At 49.1% G+C, this 22,028-nt stretch carries 24 protein-coding genes; 10 read left to right on the top strand and 14 right to left on the bottom strand.

Annotated features, from left to right (window positions below; translation table 11 throughout):
- Window positions 1–11: 11 nt before the first annotated feature.
- Window positions 12–941, bottom strand: a complete 930-nt coding sequence (locus ACSBQN_RS17445) for a hypothetical protein (RefSeq protein ID WP_354633038.1) — start codon at window positions 939–941, stop codon at window positions 12–14.
- Window positions 942–1,166: 225 nt separating this feature from the next.
- On the opposite strand from ACSBQN_RS17445, the gene rfaD reads away from it, so the two are divergent.
- Genes rfaD through rfaC form a run of 3 tightly spaced genes read left to right on the top strand, consistent with a single transcriptional unit; the run spans window position 1,167 to window position 4,139 of the window.
- Window positions 1,167–2,105, top strand: coding sequence for an ADP-glyceromanno-heptose 6-epimerase (rfaD, locus tag ACSBQN_RS17440; protein WP_024473670.1), 939 nt, complete (start codon window positions 1,167–1,169; stop codon window positions 2,103–2,105).
- A 10-nt stretch (window positions 2,106–2,115) separates the two neighbouring features.
- Entirely contained in the window at window positions 2,116–3,177 is a 1,062-nt protein-coding gene (gene rfaF / locus ACSBQN_RS17435; protein ID WP_024473671.1) for an ADP-heptose--LPS heptosyltransferase RfaF, read from the top strand.
- Complete coding sequence (gene rfaC / locus ACSBQN_RS17430) at window positions 3,162–4,139, top strand: lipopolysaccharide heptosyltransferase RfaC (protein WP_024473672.1); 978 nt, start codon at window positions 3,162–3,164, stop codon at window positions 4,137–4,139. Before rfaF ends, rfaC begins: the two co-directional genes overlap by 16 nt.
- A gap of 2 nt (window positions 4,140–4,141) precedes the next feature.
- Here the strand turns inward: rfaC and ACSBQN_RS17425 are convergent, their stop codons facing one another.
- The 4 genes from ACSBQN_RS17425 to rfaQ are packed head-to-tail and all read right to left on the bottom strand — an operon-like array spanning window position 4,142 to window position 8,449.
- Window positions 4,142–5,119 carry a polysaccharide deacetylase family protein gene (locus ACSBQN_RS17425; RefSeq protein WP_024473673.1) on the bottom strand — a complete coding sequence of 326 codons (978 nt, stop codon included), beginning with the start codon at window positions 5,117–5,119 and terminating at the stop codon, window positions 4,142–4,144.
- Window positions 5,120–5,130: 11 nt separating this feature from the next.
- The gene (locus tag ACSBQN_RS17420; protein WP_024473674.1) at window positions 5,131–6,252 is read right to left on the bottom strand and encodes a glycosyltransferase; all 1,122 of its coding nucleotides are present in this window, start codon (window positions 6,250–6,252) and stop codon (window positions 5,131–5,133) included.
- Entirely contained in the window at window positions 6,252–7,379 is a 1,128-nt protein-coding gene (locus ACSBQN_RS17415) for a glycosyltransferase family 4 protein (protein ID WP_024473675.1), read from the bottom strand. The genes ACSBQN_RS17420 and ACSBQN_RS17415 overlap by 1 nt, the downstream gene beginning before the upstream one ends.
- On the bottom strand, window positions 7,376–8,449 hold the full coding sequence (gene rfaQ, locus ACSBQN_RS17410) for a putative lipopolysaccharide heptosyltransferase III (RefSeq protein ID WP_024473676.1): 1,074 nt from the start codon (window positions 8,447–8,449) through the stop codon (window positions 7,376–7,378). Before rfaQ ends, ACSBQN_RS17415 begins: the two co-directional genes overlap by 4 nt.
- Window positions 8,450–8,674: 225 nt before the next feature.
- On the opposite strand from rfaQ, the gene waaA reads away from it, so the two are divergent.
- From waaA to coaD, 3 genes are read left to right on the top strand one after another with little or no spacing between them, the layout of a single operon-like run.
- Window positions 8,675–9,952 (top strand): lipid IV(A) 3-deoxy-D-manno-octulosonic acid transferase, encoded by a 1,278-nt coding sequence (gene waaA, locus ACSBQN_RS17405; protein ID WP_024473677.1) that lies wholly within the window; start codon window positions 8,675–8,677, stop codon window positions 9,950–9,952.
- Window positions 9,952–10,731, top strand: a complete 780-nt coding sequence (locus ACSBQN_RS17400) for a glycosyltransferase family 2 protein (protein WP_024473678.1) — start codon at window positions 9,952–9,954, stop codon at window positions 10,729–10,731. Before waaA ends, ACSBQN_RS17400 begins: the two co-directional genes overlap by 1 nt.
- The gene (coaD, locus tag ACSBQN_RS17395; protein WP_004240132.1) at window positions 10,728–11,213 is read left to right on the top strand and encodes a pantetheine-phosphate adenylyltransferase; all 486 of its coding nucleotides are present in this window, start codon (window positions 10,728–10,730) and stop codon (window positions 11,211–11,213) included. Before ACSBQN_RS17400 ends, coaD begins: the two co-directional genes overlap by 4 nt.
- Here coaD and mutM read toward each other — a convergent pair whose 3' ends face one another.
- The 6 genes from mutM to radC form a co-directional block, all read right to left on the bottom strand.
- Window positions 11,214–12,023, bottom strand: coding sequence for a bifunctional DNA-formamidopyrimidine glycosylase/DNA-(apurinic or apyrimidinic site) lyase (gene mutM, locus ACSBQN_RS17390; RefSeq protein ID WP_024473679.1), 810 nt, complete (start codon window positions 12,021–12,023; stop codon window positions 11,214–11,216).
- Between the two features lie 28 nt (window positions 12,024–12,051).
- Window positions 12,052–13,233: an O-antigen ligase family protein gene (locus ACSBQN_RS17385; RefSeq protein WP_354633039.1), complete on the bottom strand. Its 1,182-nt coding sequence runs from the start codon at window positions 13,231–13,233 to the stop codon at window positions 12,052–12,054.
- The gene (locus ACSBQN_RS17380) at window positions 13,214–14,113 is read right to left on the bottom strand and encodes a sugar glycosyltransferase (RefSeq protein WP_337137359.1); all 900 of its coding nucleotides are present in this window, start codon (window positions 14,111–14,113) and stop codon (window positions 13,214–13,216) included. The genes ACSBQN_RS17385 and ACSBQN_RS17380 overlap by 20 nt, the downstream gene beginning before the upstream one ends.
- Before the next feature lie 455 nt (window positions 14,114–14,568).
- Window positions 14,569–14,736: a 50S ribosomal protein L33 gene (gene rpmG / locus ACSBQN_RS17375; protein WP_004236665.1), complete on the bottom strand. Its 168-nt coding sequence runs from the start codon at window positions 14,734–14,736 to the stop codon at window positions 14,569–14,571.
- Between the two features lie 11 nt (window positions 14,737–14,747).
- Window positions 14,748–14,984 carry a 50S ribosomal protein L28 gene (gene rpmB / locus ACSBQN_RS17370; protein ID WP_015422374.1) on the bottom strand — a complete coding sequence of 79 codons (237 nt, stop codon included), beginning with the start codon at window positions 14,982–14,984 and terminating at the stop codon, window positions 14,748–14,750.
- A 247-nt stretch (window positions 14,985–15,231) separates the two neighbouring features.
- Entirely contained in the window at window positions 15,232–15,906 is a 675-nt protein-coding gene (gene radC / locus ACSBQN_RS17365) for a RadC family protein (RefSeq protein WP_024473682.1), read from the bottom strand.
- 196 nt (window positions 15,907–16,102) lie between these two features.
- On the opposite strand from radC, the gene coaBC reads away from it, so the two are divergent.
- From coaBC to slmA, 3 genes are all read left to right on the top strand, one after another.
- Entirely contained in the window at window positions 16,103–17,317 is a 1,215-nt protein-coding gene (gene coaBC, locus ACSBQN_RS17360; protein ID WP_024473683.1) for a bifunctional phosphopantothenoylcysteine decarboxylase/phosphopantothenate--cysteine ligase CoaBC, read from the top strand.
- The gene (gene dut / locus ACSBQN_RS17355) at window positions 17,295–17,753 is read left to right on the top strand and encodes a dUTP diphosphatase (RefSeq protein WP_004236669.1); all 459 of its coding nucleotides are present in this window, start codon (window positions 17,295–17,297) and stop codon (window positions 17,751–17,753) included. The genes coaBC and dut overlap by 23 nt, the downstream gene beginning before the upstream one ends.
- A 104-nt stretch (window positions 17,754–17,857) precedes the next feature.
- On the top strand, window positions 17,858–18,451 hold the full coding sequence (slmA, locus tag ACSBQN_RS17350; RefSeq protein WP_024473684.1) for a nucleoid occlusion factor SlmA: 594 nt from the start codon (window positions 17,858–17,860) through the stop codon (window positions 18,449–18,451).
- 72 nt (window positions 18,452–18,523) lie between these two features.
- Here the strand turns inward: slmA and pyrE are convergent, their stop codons facing one another.
- The gene (gene pyrE / locus ACSBQN_RS17345) at window positions 18,524–19,171 is read right to left on the bottom strand and encodes an orotate phosphoribosyltransferase (protein ID WP_024473685.1); all 648 of its coding nucleotides are present in this window, start codon (window positions 19,169–19,171) and stop codon (window positions 18,524–18,526) included.
- Window positions 19,172–19,251: 80 nt separating this feature from the next.
- Window positions 19,252–19,980 (bottom strand): ribonuclease PH, encoded by a 729-nt coding sequence (gene rph, locus ACSBQN_RS17340; protein WP_004236673.1) that lies wholly within the window; start codon window positions 19,978–19,980, stop codon window positions 19,252–19,254.
- 124 nt (window positions 19,981–20,104) lie between these two features.
- Here rph and ACSBQN_RS17335 point away from each other — a divergent pair, with 124 nt between their 5' ends.
- Complete coding sequence (locus ACSBQN_RS17335) at window positions 20,105–20,968, top strand: YicC/YloC family endoribonuclease (protein ID WP_004240141.1); 864 nt, start codon at window positions 20,105–20,107, stop codon at window positions 20,966–20,968.
- Between the two features lie 88 nt (window positions 20,969–21,056).
- On the opposite strand, the gene ACSBQN_RS17330 is transcribed toward ACSBQN_RS17335, so the two are convergent.
- Window positions 21,057–22,004 carry a hypothetical protein gene (locus ACSBQN_RS17330; RefSeq protein WP_024473686.1) on the bottom strand — a complete coding sequence of 316 codons (948 nt, stop codon included), beginning with the start codon at window positions 22,002–22,004 and terminating at the stop codon, window positions 21,057–21,059.
- Between the last annotated feature and the right edge of the window lie 24 nt (window positions 22,005–22,028).

The following is a 22,028-nucleotide window of genomic DNA, read 5'->3' as shown; positions in this document are numbered from 1 at the left end:
TGATCAGATTATCACCGGCGGAACATCACGCCGATGACACGACGGCTTATCCACAATGTCAGCGCAATACTGACTGCCGTCATCATCCATAACTCAGTCTCCCCGAAGTGCCGGAAACTGTTGGTGAGTAATACCATATAAACCGTTCCGGCGGTGATCGCCGCCATAACCAGAATACTGAGCACGGTACTGAGCAGAACGGAAATTACCAGCGGCCTGATCTGCAATATTCCGCCTGCCACCGGGAAACGCTGACGGACAACAATAAAAATAACACCGCACGAAATCAGTAAACCTGCTGCGGTGGTATACGCATTATCAGACAGCGGCGCCGGTATGCCGCCGGGGAGGTATGGTGTTATCACCGCCGTCAGAAATAACGCGATCATCCACATCAGATACACCATCCCGCAACTGAACAACAGTGCGTAAATATCCGAGATTTTTCCGTCCGGGATAACTGCAGGATGGCTGACTTTAAGATAATATTTCGCCACCAGACGGGTCGCGATACCAAGTAATACAAATGAGATCAGGTACAGGCCAATATCTGCAGTTTTGACCAGCAGAATAACGTCAGCAAACTCCGCTTTCTCCGCAATCATTGTCGCCATCAGATGACTGAGCCATTCCGCTTTGAGGCTGCCGAGGATCATGTTTGCTGTATACAGAAAGAGAGTAAGACCGATAACGGCCAGAACAGTTTTACGATTCAGTTGCGTTATCCGGTAATGATAAAAAAATAATGATGTCAGAGTAAAAAGCCCGGTCAGCTGAATCAGCTGGAAAGCAAATACTTTTGACAAATAGGCCGCTAATGATAATTCAGGATAGCGGACACTGACATCAGGGTAAGAAACCAGGATCAGCGAACCACTCAGAATAAGTGCATAGGCCAGTACAAATAATAGCGGTAACCGGAAAACAGTGGTCGGGTTCATGCATATTCCTTTAAAGTCCGGAGACACTGTCCGGCCGGATAACATAATAAGATAACGTAATAAATAGTGTTCACGGTATAACAGATCATCAGCGGAAAACAACCCGGTAACACGGGGATCTTCCTGCCGCCGCAATTTTTTCATCCACGTCAGACTCCCATCAATGCTATGATAAAAGCAGTGATTTTTTCATTTTCTTAAATGAACCGAACAGAGGAATGCGTGATGATTATTGTCACCGGCGGTGCCGGATTTATCGGCAGCAATATTGTAAAAGCACTGAATGATGACGGTTACACTGATATTTTAGTCGTGGATAACCTGAAAGACGGCACCAAATTTGTCAATCTGGTCGATCTGAATATCGCCGATTACATGGATAAAGAAGATTTTATCGCCGGTATTGTGGCCGGGGATGATTTCGGTGATGTCGAAGCGGTATTCCATGAAGGTGCCTGCTCATCCACCACCGAGTGGGACGGCAAGTACATGATGGATAATAACTATCAGTACTCCAAAGAACTGCTGCATTATTGTCTGGATCGTCAGATCCCGTTCCTGTATGCCTCTTCTGCCGCCACCTACGGCGGGCGCAGTGATAACTTTATTGAAGATCGGCAGTATGAAAAACCATTAAATGTGTATGGTTATTCCAAATTCCTGTTTGATCAGTATGTCCGTGAAATTCTGCCGGAAGCAGAGTCTCAGATCTGCGGTTTCCGTTATTTCAACGTCTACGGCCCGCGTGAAGGCCATAAAGGCAGCATGGCGAGTGTCGCTTTCCATCTGAATAATCAGATTTTAAACGGCGAAAACCCGAAATTATTCTCCGGCAGTGAAAACTTCCTGCGCGATTTCATCTATGTGGGTGATGTGGCGGATGTAAACCTGTGGTTCTGGAAAAATGCCAAATCCGGTATTTTCAACTGCGGTACCGGCCGCGCGGAATCTTTTCAGGCTGTCGCCGATGCTGTGACCGGTTTCCACAGCGAACGCCAGTGCGCGCTCGATTACATCCCGTTCCCGGAAAAACTGAAAGGCCGCTATCAGGCGTATACCCAGGCTGACCTGACCAATCTGCGTGCAGCGGGTTACCCGGGTGAGTTCAAAACGGTCGCCGAAGGTGTCCGTGAATATATGGCTTGGTTAAATCAGGGGAATTAATTAAACGCACATGAAAATTCTGGTGATCGGGCCGTCGTGGGTCGGTGACATGATGATGTCACAAAGCCTTTACCGTACCCTGAAAACACGTTATCCGCAGGCAACGATTGATGTGATGGCACCCGCGTGGTGCCGTCCGCTGCTGGCAAAAATGCCGGAAGTGGATGAAGCTATCGCCATGCCAATCGGCCACGGTGCGCTGGCGCTCGGTGAGCGCCGCCGTCTCGGTCATTCCCTGCGTGATAATAAGTATGATCGTGCTTATGTGCTGCCAAACTCATTAAAATCGGCACTGGTGCCGTTTTTTGCGAAAATCCCTGTGCGCACCGGCTGGCTGGGCGAAATGCGTTACGGCCTGCTCAACGATCACCGGAAGCTCGACAAAGCCGCCTTTCCGCTGATGGTGCAGCGTTATGTTGCCCTCGCGTATGATAAAGCGGATGTCCCTGCCGCCGCCGCGCTGCCGCAGCCCCTGCTGTGGCCGAAGCTGGTGGTGCGTGATGAGGATATTGCCGAGAGCATGGCTGCGTTTAATATCAGTGATCACCGCCCGGTCGTCGGTTTTTGTCCGGGGGCCGAATTTGGCCCGGCCAAACGCTGGCCGCATTATCACTACGGTGAATTAGCGAAGAAACTGATTGATGAGCGTGATTTTCAGATAGTCCTGTTCGGCTCAGAAAAAGATCACGCTGCCGGTGAGGAAATCCTCGCCATGCTCAGTGATGAGCAGCGCGAAAATTGTCTGAACCTGGCCGGAAAAACCTCACTGGAACAGGCGGTAAATCTGATCGCCGGTTGTCATGCCATTATCACCAACGATTCCGGTCTGATGCATGTGGCTGCCGCACTGGATCGCCCGCTGGTCGCATTATACGGCCCGAGCAGCCCGGATTTCACGCCGCCGCTGTCAGAGAAAGCCCGCGTTATCCGCCTGATCACCGGCTATCACAAAGTCCGCAAAGGGGATGCGCATGAGGGCTATCATCAGAGCCTGATTGATATTCAGCCGGAGCAGGTTCTGTCTGAACTGGATGATTTGCTGAAGAGTTCCCTGCCATGCGCCGTGTGTTAATCGTCAAAACCTCATCGATGGGGGATGTGCTGCATACCCTGCCGGCACTGACCGATGCCGTGCAGGTATTCCCGGATCTCACCTTTGACTGGGTGGTTGAAGAGAGTTTTGCCCAGATCCCGGGCTGGCACTCTGCTGTTGATCGCGTCATTCCGGTCGCTATCCGCCGCTGGCGGAAAAACTGGTTCCGCCGCGATATCCGTGATGAACGCCGCCGGTTCCGCGACGCTGTTCGGTCACAGACCTATGATGCGGTGATTGATGCACAGGGGCTGATTAAAAGTGCCCTGCTGGTTACCCGGCTGGCACGCGGCCGCAAACACGGCTACGACCGGCACAGTATCCGCGAGCCGCTGGCAAGCTTTTTCTATGATGAAAAATACGCTGTCAGCAAAACACAGCATGCTGTTGAGCGGATCCGTCAGCTTTTTGCCCTGAGTCTCGGCTATGAGAAACCGCAGACACAGGGTGATTACGCGATTGCCGTCCATTTTCTGAATAACCGTACAGTATCGCCGGATGCCGTTCCGTATCTGGTCTGTCTCCACGCCACCACCCGTGATGCCAAACACTGGCCGGAGTCACACTGGCGGGCGCTGTTTGCACAACTGGCTGACACTGATCTGCATGTCCGCCTGCCGTGGGGCGCACCGCATGAACAGGAGCGGGCACTGCGTCTGGCGGAAGGATTCACCCATGTGCATGTATTACCGAAATTATCGCTGGCGGATGTGGCGGCAGAAATTGCCGGTGCGGAAGGAGTGATTTCAGTCGATACCGGGCTGAGCCACCTGACAGCCGCGCTGGATAAACCCAATATCACCCTGTACGGCCCGACAGACCCGGGACTTATCGGCGGTTACGGTAAGGGGCAGTTTGCCCTGACATCAAAGGACGGGGATTTATCCTCGGTCAGTGCGGATGATGTGCTCGCCGCCATGGCAGAGCACATGCCGCGTTAAGATTATGATGCGTGACGCTGTGCGAGTTTGCGCTGATAAAATTCCGCCAGCGTCATTCCTTCTGCCCGCTGAGCGATATACGCAAACAGCTGCTCCAGGTCATCATACAGTGCGTCAATCGCCGCCTCATCCCTGAATGTCGGGCTGCCGCCCGGCATAAATTCGGATGAATGCAGCATAAATTCAATGTGAGAGTTTCCCTGCGCCAGACAGGCATCCACCACCTGCTGCATCTGCGCCAGATTCCCGCCTTTCGGCCGCAGCCAGTTCACGGACGGCGAGCGTTTTTTGCCGCGTAACTTATCATAAAACTGTTTCAGTCCGTTCATCAGCGGGGAATGACGGAACTGCACACTCATCGGCACCTGTAACAGCGCTGAATCCCCAGGACGACGGATATCATTCAGATCCATAAAATAGGCTTCAGACGGAAAATTCAGGTAATTGGTGCCGCCGTTACCGATGGGTGCCGGTGCTCCCGGAGTATATGCCCAGTTCACCCGCGGTGTCACAGAGCAATCCGTCTGATAACCAAATTCTGCCAGCAAACGGGCATATTTTTCATTGAATGCCCAGCGGCCCGCGCGGTGGCTGACCATTTTGGTCTGTAATTTATCTTCCAGCAGAGATGTCATGACGTTAATTTTTTCTTTCATCACATCATCCGGGTATTCAATCAGATAAGGCTGGAAGCGATCATCGTCTGCCGTCAGTGCCTTCAGCGGCGGGCTGTTCCAGGCGTGCAGATGCATGCCGATCTCCCCGGTCTGCCGGGCAATCACATCCTGCGCAAATTCAATATAGGCATCATCCGTTGCCATTTCGTAGTTGGTCAGCCAGACCGGCTTGAAGCTGTATTTCTCGCACAATGCCTGAAAGCGCGGTAAAAACCGGGTATTCTGCGTGGTGATCGCCGGACCGGATTCCCAGAGGTTATCCCCTTCCGTATCAAGGGTAATGATAAAAGCGGGTTTCGCCATAGTTGTGCTCCTCACGCGTGTGTTGACGGGACTGACTGAATTAAATCGCAGTACTGGCTGACAATCGTCTGCTGCTCAAATTTCTGATACATCTCAGGGGTGATCACCGGCGGATGCTCATAAACCAGACGAATTTTTTCCGCCAGACTCACCGGTGTCATATCAGATAAATAATCAGCCAGTTCACCGGTCATGATCTCTCTGACCCCTCCCGGGCAATGGGTACTGACCACCGGAGTGCCGCAGATCAGTGATTCGATCAGAACAGAAGAGAGCCCTTCACTGTCGGAGCTTAATACCACGGCTTTCGCACCACGAATAATCGGCATCGGTTTTGACTGAAAACCGATAAACTCCACGCGGCCTTCCAGCCCCAGTTCAGTCACCTGCTCTTTCAGCGTCTGTGTTGCGTGTTCGCTGCCCTGTCCCGCCAGCAGCAGTTTGCACGGCAGCTTAGCCAGCGCAAACGCAGCCAGTAACCGGTCCTGCCGTTTCACCTCATGGAAACGCCCGAGGTGAATAATATAATCCTGCCCCTGATACGGGTTATCTTTCTGCGACTGGTACTGAATATCCGCAACATCAAACGGGTTATAAATAGTCACGCACTGCTGCGGCGTCACGCCGACGTTTTCACATAAATCCCGGCACACCGCACCGGAGACACCGATAATATTCCGCCCGTTGTACACACGGCGGATTTTTGCCTGTTTCAGACGGCGGCGAAGACCGGTTTTATTGCCGAGATAGCTGGCTGAAAACATGCCGTGGAGGCAAAACCAGACATTCAGCCCGGTCAGTGCCTGTGATGCGGCGACAATACGGTCAGTTTTATGCAGATTGGATACCACCAGTACCGGTTTACCTTTGCGGGCAAACAGATCAGATAAGAAAGCATCCATCTTTCCGGCGCGACGCCGGATTTCAGTCTGGCGGTGGAACAAGCCACGGTAAGTATCCGCAGAGACCTGATAATCCACCCCTTCCGGGATATCATAATCGCGGGTATTGCTGAGAGATAACAAAGTGACATCATAGCCGGTCAGAACCAGCCCGTGACTCAGGCTCAGCACCACCCGTTCAGCACCGCCGCCCGGTAAACCGTCAATAATAAATAAAATATGCTGTTTCATTATGCCAGGATCCGCCCGTAGAGATCGATAAGCTGCTGTGATAACGCCGCCGGTGTATAAGGTAAAACCCGCTGCCGTGCACATTCAGACATCCGGCTGCTCAAGTGATCACAAGGCAGTTGTGAGACCGCCTCTGCCAGGCCGTCAATATCCAGCGCATCACAGACAAAACCCTCTTCACCCTGTGAGATAAATTCCGCCCCGCCGCAGGTGGTACTGGTGATCACCGGCAGTGCGCAAGCCATCGCCTCAGGTACCACATTCGGAAACGGATCATACAGCGTCGGCAGCAGCAGCCCGTCACTCATCTGATAAAACGGCAGGGTCTGTTTCTGCATACCCGTAAAACGAATACGATCCGCACAGCCCAGGGATGCTGCCAGCTGACGATATTTTTTTTCTGCCTTATCCTGACCGACCACCAGCAGATACGCATCATTACGGCTGACCGCCATAATCGCCGCCGCAAGTCCTTTGCGTTCAAACCCGGAACCGACATACACCAGACATTTTGCCGCCGCCGGAATCTGATAAGCCTGCCGGAGCGCAAGACGCTCTGATTCCGGCAGCGGATGAAACTTTTCAGAATCAATCCCGTTATAGATGACGGTTATTTGCGACTCTGACAAACCAAAGTCTTCCATCACCTCTTTTTTTACCATTTCCGAATTACAAATCACCTGCTTAAAGTGCGGATCATGGTACATCTCCTGCTCCGCCTTCATCACATAACGGTGGTACGGCGAGGCAAACAACAGTTTTGCCCGCCAGGCGGGCAGTACCCGCGCCCGCTGCAACAGCCAGCGGCGGTGCACACCGTCCCCGGCCCGGAAAATATCACACCCTGCAATGCGTTCATGGCTCTGAACAATATCAAATTTTTCATTCTGCCAGCAGGCACGGGCCGCGTTGGCAAATCCCCGCTCGCGGCTGATCCGTCCCCATTTCGGCGGATTCACCACATGAATATGCCAGCCGGGAGCCGCAGCACCCTGCCAGGAACGGGTGATAACATTCAGCTCCAGATTCCGGTTATCCAGTGCTTCCAGCGCCCGGGATACAAAACGCTCCGCGCCGCCGTCCGGGCGGTATTTCTGACGGACAATCGCCAGACGCATATTTTTCATAAGTATCTCCGTGCCGCTGTAATCACTGCGTCTGCCGGGATCGGGCTCAGGTAACGTTCGTCAGTCCCTGTGTCCACGTCATCCGGGTCCGGCTGTTCCCCGTAATCCGATGCTTTAATGATTTCACCGGTCGCCTGCCACGGCGACCAGAACACCAGTTTCGTCGGGCCGAACAGGGCCACCACCGGCGTTTGCAGGGCGGCAGCCATGTGCATCGGCACAGAGTCCACACCGATAAACAGTTTTGCACGGTCAATCAGTGCCGCGAGCTGCGGCAGCGTGAGTTCTCCGGCAACGGACACAATTTTTCCGCCGGCAACAGCCTGCTGACACGGAGCAAGAATAGATTCAATCATCGCTTTTTCGCGCGGATCCGGCCCGCTGCTGAGCACAATCTGATGCCCTTCATCCGCCAGTGTGCGGATAACCTCACTCATTTTGTCGTCATCCCAGCATTTATAGAACCAGCGGGATGTCGGCTGTACCACAATATAGTCACCGGTCACCTGTTTGCGCTGCAAAAGCTGCTCAGTCTTCTGCCGGTCTTCCTCTGAATACGCCATGGTGACATGGTTATCTGTCACCGGCAGATTCAGCGGAGTTAATCCGTTAAGATTCTGCTCCACCGTATGCATGACAGATTCCTGTGAGGTATCCGCCAGCAGGGTGTAACACTTTTTCCAGAAAATACTCTGCCGTTTCCATAAATCCAGCCCGATACGGATACGAGCCCCGGTAAAACGGGTCACAATCGCGCTGTACCACTGATCAGCCAGATTCACCACGAGGTCATAACGCCGCTGGCGCAATGATTTCAGTAAACGCCACTCATGCCCGATACGTTTGCAGGTTCCCTCTTTACGCCAGGCTCTGTCCATGGCAAAAATATGGCTGATGCCGGGATGGCGGCTGAGCATCGGTGCGGTTTCCTGATACAGCAGGACATCCACCTCAGCATCCGGGTAATTCGCTTTCAGAGTATTAATCACCGGCGTTATCAGCAGCATATCGCCGTGATGACGAAGTTTTATCACTAAAATACGCTGTACCGGCGCTGATGCTGTTTGCATAAGAGTTCCATTTAGAGTCAGACAGAAATCAGGAAATAAGGTGTATCAATCTCTGGGGCACAGATTACCACAAATCGTTCCCGGCAGTATTAACAGATAGCGCAGTGTGTTGTGCCGGACAGCGGGGTTCCCGCTGTCAGTGACGCCGGGTTTATGCTTTTTAATGCGCTATTCGTGTTAGTTTTATGCTACTATTGCGGCAATCTTATCTGCGAAACTGATAAAATGTTACTGCGTGTATACCAGGTTCTGCTTTACCTGATCCAACCTCTTATCTGGTTACGTCTGTTATGGCGCAGCCGCCGCTCCCCGGCCTACCGCAGACGCTGGGGCGAACGTTATGGTTTCTGTAAAGGAAAAACCGGCACCGGCGGTATCATCCTGCACTCGGTTTCTGTGGGTGAAACGCTCGCCGCAGTGCCGCTGGTCCGTGCATTGCGCCACCATTATCCGACGTTACCCATCACTGTCACCACCATGACACCGACCGGCTCAGAGCGGGTTTTATCAGCATTAGGTGATGATGTTTACCACGTCTATCTGCCTTACGACTTACCGGGGTCAATGAAACGGTTTTTCAATACTGTTCAGCCGAAACTGGTGATCGTGATGGAAACCGAACTGTGGCCGAACATGATAACCGAACTGCACCGCCGGAAAATTCCGCTGGTGATCGCCAATGCCCGTCTGTCAGCACGCTCAGCCGCCGGTTATAAGAAAGCAGGCAGTTTCGTGAAAACCATCCTGAACCGGATCACCCTGGTGGCCGCACAGAATCAGGAAGACGGGGAACGCTTTATTGAGCTCGGCCTGCGCCGCCAGCAACTGCATGTGACCGGCAGCCTGAAATTCGATATTTCTGTCACACCGGAACTGGCCGCCAAAGCCGTCACACTGCGCCGTCAGTGGGCCGCCCGCCGTCCGGTCTGGATCGCAACCAGCACCCATGAAGGCGAGGAGGAAATTATCCTCAATGCCCATAAAACCCTGCTGAACCGCTTTCCGAACCTGCTGCTGATCCTGGTGCCGCGCCATCCGGAGCGGTTTGCCAAAGCACGGGAACTGACCGAAAAAGCCGGTCTGACCTATGTCATGCGCAGCAGCAACACCATTCCGTCACCGGAAACACAGGTGGTGGTCGGGGATACTATGGGTGAACTGATGCTGCTGTACGGACTGGCGGATATCGCGTTTGTCGGCGGCAGCCTGGTTGAGCGCGGCGGACATAATCCGCTGGAGGCCGCCGCGCACGCCCTGCCGGTACTGATGGGACCGCACACCTTCAACTTCAAAAATATCTGCGGCAAATTACAGCAGGCCGATGCTCTGCTGACAGTCACCGATGAACAAAGCCTGAGTGACGCCGTCAGTAATCTGCTCAATGATGAGGATTACCGGCTGTACTGCGGACGGCATGCCGCTGAGGTACTTCATGAAAATCAGGGCGCACTGCACCGTCTGATGCAGTTGCTCGGGCCGTATCTGCCGCCACGGAGCCACTGATGACAGATAAAAAACGTCTCTCCGTTGTGATGATCAGTAAAAACAATGCCGATGTTATCGGTGATTGCCTGAACTCCGTTCAGGGGCTGGCGGATGAAATCATTGTGCTCGATTCCGGTAGTCAGGACGACACACTGACCATCGCCCGTAATGCCGGAGCTCAGGTATATGAAAACCGGGAGTGGCCGGGCTTCGGCCGCCAGCGGCAGATTGCCCAGCAGTATGCCACCGGGGATTATATCCTGATGCTCGATACCGACGAGCGGATTACGCCGGAGCTGAAACAATCCGTTGAACAGGTACTTACCGCGCCGCAGAAAAATACAGTGTATCGTTTTGCCCGCCGCAATCTGTTTCTCGGGCGTTTTATGAAGCACAGCGGCTGGTATCCGGATCATGTCCTGCGGTTATATCCGCGTGAGCAATATCAGTACAACAGTAATGCAGTTCATGAATCTCTGGAGACTCAGGGGGCCAATGTCATCACACTGAAAGGGGATGTCTTGCACCTGACCTGCCGCGATTTACCAGAGTTTCAGCAAAAGCAGCTGCGCTATGCCGCTGACTGGGCAAAAGCCCGTCATCTGGCCGGTAAACGCTGCTCTTTCCTCTCTGTACTGACTCACACCGCCGGTGCGTTCTGTAAAACCTGGCTGCTGAGAGCCGGATTCCTGGATGGCAGACAGGGGCTTATCCTTGCATTTGTGAACGCACAATATACCTTTAATAAATACGCCACTCTGTGGTCCGTCAGTAACAACGATGAGTCAGCATCATGAAAACACGCGCAATCTATCCCGGCACTTTTGACCCGATTACCTGCGGACATATCGATATTCTTGAGCGTGCCTCAAAAATGTTTGATCACATCCTGCTGGCAATCGCCAACAGCAGCCGTAAAAATCCGATGTTTACCCTCGATGAGCGGGTTGCGCTGGCCAAAGACGTGTGTTCTCACATCCCGAATGTGGAAGTGCTGGGTTTTTCTGAGCTGATGGCGAATTTTGCCAAAAAGCAAAATGCCAATGTGCTGATCCGGGGTGTCCGGTCTGTTGCTGATTTTGAATATGAATGGCAGCTGGCAAATATGAACCGCCATTTCGCGCAGGATCTCGAGAGTGTTTTCCTCCTGCCGTCTCAGAATCTCTCTTTTGTTTCTTCATCTCTGATCAAAGACGTGGCCCTGCACGACGGCGATGTCTCTGCATTTCTGCCGGAATCCGTCGCGCAGGCGATGATGCAAAAACTCGGTAAGGCGTAATCAGTGCTGACAGGCGGGGCAGAAAAACGTGCTCCGCTGACCGACTTTCACCACTTCAATCTTCTGTCCGCAGTTCGGGCAACATTCTCCGTGTTTTCCGTACACAAACAGTTCCTGAGCAAAATAACCGGGTTTTCCGTCCGACTGTAAAAAATCTTTCAGCGTGGTGCCGCCCTGTTTGATGGATTCCGTCAAGACCTGCTTTATGGTGGCAACCAGGCGGGTAACCTCATCTTCAGTCAGATCTTTGGCGGGGCGCAGCGGATGGATACGGGATAAAAAGAGGGATTCATTGGCATAAATATTCCCCACACCCACCACAATTTTATTATCCATCAGCCAGCTTTTGACTGGTGTGTTTCGTTTGCGGGATTTGGCGAACAGATACGCAGCGTCAAAATCATCACTCAGCGGCTCCGGCCCCAGATTCGCCAGTACCGGGCAGGTTGCCAAATCATCTGCCCACAACCAGGCACCAAAACGGCGCGGGTCGGTATAGCGCAGAATTTTGCCGTCACCGAGCACCATATCGACGTGGTCGTGTTTCTCTTCCGGCGTTTCTTCCAAAAGAATACGCAAACTGCCGGACATTCCCAGATGGATGATAATCCACCCTTCCGGCAGCTCAATCAGCAGATATTTTGCACGGCGCTGCACACTGAGCACCGGCCGGTCACTCAGGCGCTCAATCTGTTCTGACACCGGCCAGCGCAGCCGCCGGTTCCGGACTTCAACATAACGCACTGTATTACCGACAAGATGCGGCTCAATGCCGCGCCGGCTGGTTTCGACCTCGGGTAATTCAGGCATATTCGGATTCTCTCTGTCTCTGTGTTTATTATACAGTTTTGTTTTTATCTGCCGGAGTCAGGTTACTCATAGCTATTGCTAATGGCAACCAAAATAATATCCATTGCTCATTAGGATTACCAATAACAAACATTCCCTGAGAGGAAATAAATATCAGCATAAAAATAAGAATAGCCAAGCCATATCTTTCTCCGAGGATGAATTGTTTAACACCTGAAATAACACCAGAAAAAATCATCAGAAGAAATAACACTGAGCCAATAATTCCACCTTTGAGTAACGTTCCCATATAAACGCTATGTGTCGTTGTAATACTTTCGTTTAATTTATTAACAAAACTCAGCTTGTACTCTACACCCTGGCCAAAAAATAAATTATCCTTCACCAGGCCAAGAGCATGTGACCATATATCCATACGGACTCCGCCGGAATATACCACATCCGTAAAACGGTTAACTAATTTCTCAAAAATATCATAATAATGCATAACACCAGAAAAAAACAATATAGTAAACAGCATAATAAATAATGCTCTGTTACTAATACCGGTTATTCTGATTAGTAAAATCAATGCAACAAAGAAAGAAATAATCGGGCCGCGGCTTAGTGTTAAAAACATCACAACAACCATTGATAATATACACAAGACCATAATATAATCTTTGCATTTATTAAATATAAGCAGAGCTATAAGGATGGCAATTCCGCAATATCCGGCTAAATCAATCACATTACTTGGCCCGGGATTACTCTCTGTAACACGCCGACTCATCAGCAATACAGGATCCGTAAAGAGAGTATAAAGGCATAGAACAGAAACACCCATAACAATACACTTTAAGGTAACATACCGCGTTTTTTCATTTTCCAGAAAAATAATCAGTAATGATAAATAGGTAAAAAGATAAAACCCATGTGTTAGTGTCGATGTCAGGTTGCGTGTATTACCTCCCCATATATTCGTAAGCGAGTAGTAAATAAAAAATAAGCATGTGAAAATAAAAAAATATTTTTTATTTATCAACATAGTGAAAAACACTTTCTTCAAATCCGGATTAAAAACAACCCCTAAGTAAAATAAAATAATTGTGATATGAAATAAATTATTTACTTTAGTAAACCCACAAAATATAGCACTAAAAAATAAAAACGATGAAAATATAAAAAAATACATTTTCTCTATCTTTTGGCTATCTCTTAAAATATTCATTAAAATCAACCTTATCAAAAATAAAATCCGGTATTGCACTTTTTATTGATAAATTAATCACACTTATATTTTTATCTTTAAATATCTGGCTTGCATGTGAAAAGCTCGGAATAACAATACTATCAATTTCAGTTTCCAAAAATGATGGCTGCTTATTGTCTTCATTCTCATAAAAACGAGGGAGATGAAAATTACTCATATCAAGGCCAGCAATCAAAATTTTTTCAAAACCGAGAAAATATAAAATCTGAAAAGCCCAGTAGACAACCGTAGCTCCTTCAAAAATACCTATTCTGATATCTTTTGAAAAACTGACTTGAGTATTTTTATAAAAACAGACATCCGGACTTCCTTTATAGAAGGATCTCGTCTCCGTTTTATCTATTTTCTTTTGATAAATCCGGTAATTCGCATCTTCAATCAGCGCGATACGACATTTTACCTCGTCATACTCATTAATTATTCTAATCATTCCATAGACTGGTATAAATAATAATACGTTCTTATCCTGAAGAATTTCCCGGATAATATCGGAACGGGCATCAAAAAAATGCATATCAACAATGATATACAGCGAAAAATTCACTTGTTTATGCAGACAATACGCACCATTGACGCCCATCACAGGCAAATCAGAAGGCACCAGACTAAAATCAGACGAATTGATTGACGGCCCGGTTGCAGTCAATAACACAGGCCCGCAGAAGCTGTCTTTCAACTGGCTGAGAGACTCTGTCGGATAGGTTTTGCCTTTATACCTGATACATGATATTTCACCTGATGCCGCACGATCAATTTTGACATGAGGCCAGATATTTTCATTATGTCTGTACGCCCGTGGTCTGGTATACCGATATATCTGCTTAAAAAATGTGCTCATTTCTTTCAATCAGCCTATCTGAATCAGTATCAATATGACTTATATCTGTTTATCTTAACCAATAATTCCATATAAGAAAGTATTTATTCCGAACATTACACATCTCATATGAAAAAACTGGATAATTCTCTCCGTAATTATAACCACGCACAGGGAAAGATTATCGTAAAAACATATAAACATTTGATATTTCTGTATTTATATAAAAATAGCATGCTTATTTTATAATATATATACAGTGGCTAAAACTTAAAATGTCCTGAAGAGACAAAATCTGATAGAGCAGCCAGAATTTTCATCAAAATAATAGCTAAATTTTAACTATATCTTCTGTGATATTCTCAGCAGAAAAAATGGAAGGATAATCTTCATCAATGCCACACTATCTGTATTATGTGGCCCATACATATAAAAAACCCGGCCGAAGCCGGGTTTTTTCAATCAGGAAGCAGAAATTACTTAATTTTTGCTTCTTTGTACATTACATGCTTACGAACAACCGGATCGAATTTTTTCATTTCCAGTTTTTCAGGCATAGTACGTTTGTTCTTCGTAGTGGTATAGAAGTGACCTGTACCTTCAGAAGAAACCAGTTTGATCTTTTCGCGAATACCTTTAGCCATTTTTCAGCTCCTTAGTACTTCTCACCGCGGGTACGTAAATCAGCTAAAACAGCTTCGATACCCTTTTTATCAATGATACGCATACCTTTAGCAGATACACGCAGAGTCACGAAACGTTTTTCAGACTCAACCCAGAAACGGTGAGAGTGCAGGTTCGGCAGAAAACGACGTTTGGTCGCATTTAATGCGTGAGAACGGTTGTTACCGCTCATCGGACGCTTGCCAGTAACTTGGCAGACTCGGGACATGTCTATTCTCCAAAAATCTAATCAGCTCGAGCTTTGTATTGGGTGAGGCTGCCTCGTCAGGCTTAGGAGCCCATCTCAGCTTACTTTTGACTCGCCGGGAAATTGCTCTGTCAACCAGCAAAAATATGCTGAGATAGGCTCTTCTCGCCAAACCCAAGATCCTCAAAGGTGGCGTAGTATACGCTTTCCGGCGCAAACGCTCAAGACCCGAACAGTAAAGATCGTGTGTTTCTGCGAAAAAAACTGCTCAGATCAGGTCGTGTTCTGCAAACGAAAACATATTGAATTTCCCGACAATCAGGTGATCCAACACGTTAACCCCTACCAACTCACATGCCTGAACAATTTTTTTTGTCAGCAGACGGTCAGCCCGGCTGGGGTTTTCGTTACCGGAGGGGTGATTATGCGCCAGAATCACAGAAACTGCATTCACTTTGAGCGCCAGGCGCAAAATCTCTCTGGGATGCACTTCCACACAGTTTACCGTCCCGGAAAACATCTCCTCATAACGGATAAGCTGGTTCTGATTGTTGAGAAAAAGCACAGCAAAGACTTCCCGCTCCTGCCCGGCCATCTGCTGGTTAAGATACGCCTTTACAGTACAGGCACTGCTGAGAAATTGTGTTTCCTGAAACTGACTGCTGAAATAGCGCCTGGACAACTCGACAATCGCCTGCATCTGGCAAAACTTACTGTCCCCTATCCCGGACAGAGGTTTAAACTCCTCATATCCTGCTGTCAGCAACCGGTGCAGTGACCCGAAGACCTCCAGCAGATACTCCGCAAACTGCCGCACCGGCCGCTCACGGGTGCCGGTACGCAAAAAAATAGCCAGCAGTTCTGAATCACTCAGAACGGATGCCCCGTAAGCAATCAGTTTCTCTCTCGGCATCAGTGCCGAATTTCCGGTTATGTTATCCATTTTTCCCCCGCCGTTTTCCCAGCTTTACCGGGAAAAGTATGTCAGCACCGGCGGTTTTTCCGCATAAAATACGCCATTTTTGCGAGGCGCGCCGAAGAAAAAACATTATTTAGCTGGATAAATACACAGCACCCTACCTATACGGCGGGGTTGTGGTAAAATCGCGTATCTCCGAAAAATAACTGGATAAAACACAATGTCCGAACTGACAGGAAAACAGATAGTTCTGGGTATCAGCGGTGGTATCGCAGCCTATAAAGCCCCTGAGATTGTCCGCCGTCTGCGTGACCGGGGAGCGATTGTCCGTGTCGCCATGACACCTGCGGCAACCGCATTTATCACCCCGCTGACACTCCAGGCCGTTTCCGGCTTCCCGGTGGCCGAAAGCGTTCTTGACCCGGCCGCGGAAGCAGCAATGGGTCATATTGAGCTGGGGAAATGGGCAGATCTCATTATTCTCGCTCCCGCCACGGCTGACCTGATTGCCCGCCTGAGTGCCGGCATGGCAAATGACCTGGTCACCACTATCTGCCTGGCATCTGATGCCACCATTGCCGTTTCACCGGCCATGAACCAGCAGATGTACCGCGCACAGACCACTCAGGAGAATCTCGCACATCTGGAACAGCTCGGTTTTGCTGTCTGGGGGCCGGACAGCGGCAGCCAGGCCTGCGGTGATGTTGGTCCGGGACGCATGCTGGATCCGTCAGAGATAGTCTCTCGGGCAGAACAGCACTTCCGTAAAAAACAGGATATGTCCGGCATCCGTCTGGCCATTACCGCAGGGCCGACACGTGAAGCACTCGACCCGGTACGTTTTATCAGCAACCACAGCTCCGGCAAAATGGGTTTTGCCATTGCCGCGGCTGCCGCAGCTCGCGGCGCGAATGTCACGCTGATTGCCGGGCCTGTCACACTACCGACACCACCGGGTGTTAAACGTATTGATGTCAGCAGTGCCTGTGAAATGAATGATGCCGCACAGCAAACAGCCCCGCAGCAGGATATTTTTATCGGCTGTGCCGCCGTCGCGGATTACCGCGCCAAAGCGGTTGCACCTGAGAAAATTAAAAAACAGGGCGACGAAATCACCTTTACGATGGTGAAAAATCCGGATGTGATCGCCGGTGTCGGTGCACTGGAAAAAAACCGGCCATTTGTGATTGGATTTGCAGCTGAAACCCAAAATGTGGAAGAATACGCGCGCGGCAAGTTGGTGAAAAAGCAGCTCGATATGATTTGCGCCAATGACGTTTCTGTTGAAAACCAAGGATTTAACAGTGACAACAATGCCCTGCATCTGTACTGGCATACCGGCGATATCAGCTTACCGAACATGAGCAAATCCGAGCTCAGCCACCATTTACTGGACGAAATACTGAAACACTATGACCAAAAAAATCGACATTAAGATTCTTGATCCGCGCATTGGCGGGGAATTTCCGTTACCGGCCTACGCCACGCCGGGTTCTGCGGGTCTGGACTTACGTGCCTGCCTGGATGAAGCCACTGAACTGAAGCCGGGCCAGACACTGTTACTGCCGACCGGCCTTGCCGTCCATATTGCAGACCCGTCCCTGGCGGCAATGGTACTGCCACGCTCCGGCCTCGGCCATAAACATGGCGTGGTTCTCGGCAACCTGGTGGGCTTAATCGACTCTGACTATCAGGGACAACTGATGGTATCCGTCTGGAACCGTGGCGACACCACCTTCACGATTGAACCGGGCGAACGTATCGCACAGATGATTATCGTTCCTGTTGTTCAGGCTGAATTCAATATTGTTGAAGAATTTACCGAAAGCGAGCGCGGAGCCGGCGGATTTGGCCATTCAGGCCGTCAATAATACTAATAACGCCGTTATTTCCGTCGCTTTTCTGACAGCAGTACTGGTGTACGGCTGTCAGTCGGCAGATTTGTTTTTGCGTTAACGCAGGGGTTTTATCTGACATGGCAGAAAGTACAAAAAAGAAGAACAGGCGCGAGGAGATCCTGCAGGCGCTTGCGCTGATGCTTGAGTCCAGTGACGGCAGTCAGCGTATAACAACCGCCAAACTTGCCGCCAGTGTGGGTGTTTCAGAAGCAGCGCTCTATCGTCATTTTTCCAGCAAAACAAAAATGTTCGACAGCCTGATCGTATTTATTGAGGACTCACTGATTTCGCGGATAAATCTCATCCTTCAGGATGAAAAAGAGACTATCTCGCGGATAAAACTGATTCTGATGCTGATTCTGGGATTCTCTGAAAAGAACCCCGGCCTGACCCGTATCATGACCGGTCACGCACTGATGTTTGAGCAGGATAAATTACAGAGCAGAATTAATCAGTTGTATGAACGAATCGAAGCTCAGTTACGTCAGGTCTTAAAAGAAAAGCGGATCCGTGACGGCAGCGGTTTTACTTATGATGAAAGCCTGCTAGCATCTCAGTTACTCGCCTTTTGCGAAGGCATGCTGTCCCGTTTTGTACGCTCAGAATTTAAGTACCGGCCAACACAGGAATTTGAAGTCCGCTGGCCGCTGATCCTTGCACAACTTCAGTAATACCGTTTTTAGTTAAACTACTCACCCCGCCCGTTTTATTGGGCGAGGGCTTTTTTTTGCCTGCTGTCCGGCTCAGATTTCAATCCCGTACTGCTCACGGTAAGCCCGTACAGCCTGTAAATGGCTGTCCATCTGTGGATCTTCCGCCAGATAACTGATTAAATCATTCAGTGTGATAATGGAAAATACCTGACAACCGTAATCGCGCTCCACTTCCTGGACGGCGGATAACTCACCTTTGCCTTTTTCCTGACGATCAAGACTCAGCATCACACCGGCAAGCGAAGCATTGTTTTGTCTGATGATTTCCATCGACTCACGGATCGCCGTTCCGGCGGTGATCACATCATCCACCACCACAATCCGTCCGCTCAGCGGGCTGCCGACCAGCGTTCCGCCTTCCCCGTGATCTTTGGCTTCCTTACGGTTAAAACAGTACGGCATATCAAGGTCATGATGCTCTGCCAGTGCAACGGCTGTCGTCGTTGCAATCGGAATACCCTTGTAGGCAGGCCCGAACAGGACATCGTACTGCACGCCGCTGTCGCATAATGCTGCCGCATAAAAGCGTCCGAGCAGCGCCAAATCCCGCCCGGTATTGAATAACCCGGCATTGAAGAAATACGGGCTTTTCCGGCCGGACTTCAGCGTAAACTCACCAAATTTCAGTACCTGTTTTTTCATCGCAAGTTCAATAAATTCGCGCTGATAAGCTTTCATCGGGATCTCCTGATTCTGATTGACGGATAACGTGCCTGAATCACAGGCATAAAAAAGGCGACTATCACGTCGCCTTCTGATTAATTTTCTAATGCCGCCTTCTGAGCGGAGAAAATGGTTTCCAGCCCGCCTCTTGCGAGGGCCAGTAACGACAACAACTCATCATGACTGAACGGCGCACCTTCTGCCGTACCCTGGACTTCAATCATCCGTCCGTCATCAATCATGACTACGTTCATATCGGTTTCTGCCGCAGAATCCTCGACATATTCCAGATCACAACGCGGTTCGCCGTCCACGATACCGACAGAAACGGCGGCAACCATGGATTTCAGCGGGCTGGCTTTCAGCTGACCTTTCGCGACCATCTGATTCAGGGCATCAGCCAGTGCCACACAGGCACCACTGATCGCAGCGGTACGGGTACCGCCATCAGCCTGGATAACATCACAGTCGAGGGTGATGGTGAACTCGCCCAGTTTGGTCAGATCAACTGCAGCACGCAGTGAACGCGCGATCAGGCGCTGGATTTCCATTGTGCGGCCGGTCTGTTTGCCACGGGCGGCTTCACGGGCATTACGGGAATTGGTTGCGCGCGGCAGCATGCCGTATTCGGCTGTGATCCAGCCCTGTCCCTGACCTTTCAGGAAACGCGGCACACCTTCTTCAACGGAGGCATTACATAACACTTTAGTGTCACCGAACTCGACCAGCACAGAGCCTTCGGCATGTTTGGTATAATGACGGGTGATAGTAATAGGACGCACCTGGTCTGTTCCCCGGCCAGCGGGACGTGATGACTGACTCATAGTGATTCTCCGGTTCAGTTAACTGTTGGGGGCGCATTATACGGCTTAAACCGGTGAATGCCTATGCCTTAACACCATAACAGCGCTATAATCAGAGCAATAAATCCATCACAGGACAGATATCATGATCCGTAGTATGACCGCGTTTGCCCGTCAGGAAGTCAAACGCCCGTGGGGCACTGCCGCATGGGAACTCCGCTCTGTTAACCAGCGCTACCTTGAAACCTACATCCGCCTGCCGGAACAGCTCCGCAGCCTGGAGCCGGTGATCCGCGAGCGTCTGCGTCAGCGTCTGACCCGTGGTAAAGTTGAGTGTAACCTCCGCTTTGACCTGAGCAGCAACGCGCAGAGCGGACTGAATATGAATGAAGACCTGGCGAAACAGCTGGTTGCTGCCGCAAACTGGGTTAAAAACTACAGTCACGAAGGGGAAATCAATCCGCTGGAAATTCTGCGCTGGCCGGGCGTGATGTCCGCACAGGAACAGGATCTGGACACCATCAGTGAAGAACTGCTGGCCGCTCTCGATGATACCATCACTGCCTTTATCGATGCCCGTGAACGTGAAGGGGCGGCACTGAAGACCTTAATCGAGCAGCGCCTCGACGGTGTATCCGAAGAAGTCCGCAAAGTCCGTGCGCAGATGCCGGATATCCTGTTATGGCAGCGAGAGCGTCTGCAGAGCAAACTGGATGACGCACAAATTCAGGTCGATCCGAACCGTCTGGAGCAGGAACTGATCCTGCTGGCACAGCGCATTGACGTGGCGGAAGAGTTAGATCGCCTCGATGCCCATGTGAAAGAAACCCATAATATCCTGAAGAAAAAAGAGGCCGTCGGCCGCCGTCTGGACTTTATGATGCAGGAATTCAACCGCGAATCGAACACCCTCGCCTCAAAATCCATCAATGCCGATATCACCAGTTCCGCGATTGAACTGAAAGTGCTGATTGAGCAGATGCGTGAGCAGATTCAGAATATTGAGTAATACCTCACTGTAATATATAGCATCATAGTGATAATAAAACCTGTAATTGCAGGTTTTATTATCTTCATTGGTGACATACTTAATAATATTATCTTTTTTTAGGTAACGGTGTTTCTTTATTAAGATCAATCATATCAAGATTATATAAATCAAAATTAACATACTCTTTTAATGTCTTATCTGATCTATATACTCTTGGTTTTCCATAAATAAAAACAAATGCTGTTGGTTTAGCTTCAGCTGAAATTGATGATAATCTTTTGACTATTAATTTTTTTATAGGATATTTTTCAATCAGTTTATCACCTATATAGACAGAAACAGGCAGCACATTGTTTGATTGACTTTTAAAACCTTTTTTAAACTTAATTCTGTATCCTTCCTTATATCTGTCAACATAAGCCCAGCCATAATAAACCAGACCATAATCTGGTAAATCCTTCAGACTTTGCTCCCAAATTAATTTTAGAAATGAAGAATAAGAAACATTCATACCATCTATATTTATAAACCTATGTTTAATAGTATTATCGGATGAATACCTTAGAAATCTGCTAACGATTGTTCTTACAGAGTAAATGTTACTAAAATGGCCTATTTGTTTAAGATTATACGAGATATTTTTATTCTTATATTGTGTATTTTTCTTAAATTCTTTGGGTACTGTGTCATTTTTTTTATTAATATCATAATATGAGAGTGGTCTTTCCCTGAAAAAAGAGTCGGTGACAGAAAGGTCAACTGATTTTTTCTCAGTTTTATTTTTATCTGAAATTATATCAACTATCTTCAAAGGAACTTTATTAAAAATCTCGCAGCTTTTATCATGTTCACCGTAAACTCTAAAATGTGGAACAACCTTCATTTTTTGAGTGTCTTCATCAATATTGGCACATGTTACCTGAGCCTGACAATTTTCACCCGGACAAATAAACGCTTTTTTATTTGTAATCAAACCGGACCAATAAAAATCATAAGCTCTATCAGCATCAATAAAATCTTCTATTTCTAAAGAGTAAGCAATATCTAAAGACATAGTAATTCCTTTATATTTTACCAC

It is taken from the genome of Morganella sp. B601 (assembly GCF_051172335.1).
Classification (GTDB): Bacteria; Pseudomonadota; Gammaproteobacteria; order Enterobacterales; family Enterobacteriaceae; genus Morganella; species Morganella morganii.
Note: the sequence above shows the minus strand (reverse complement) of the source record. Positions and strands in the feature narration are given on the sequence as shown.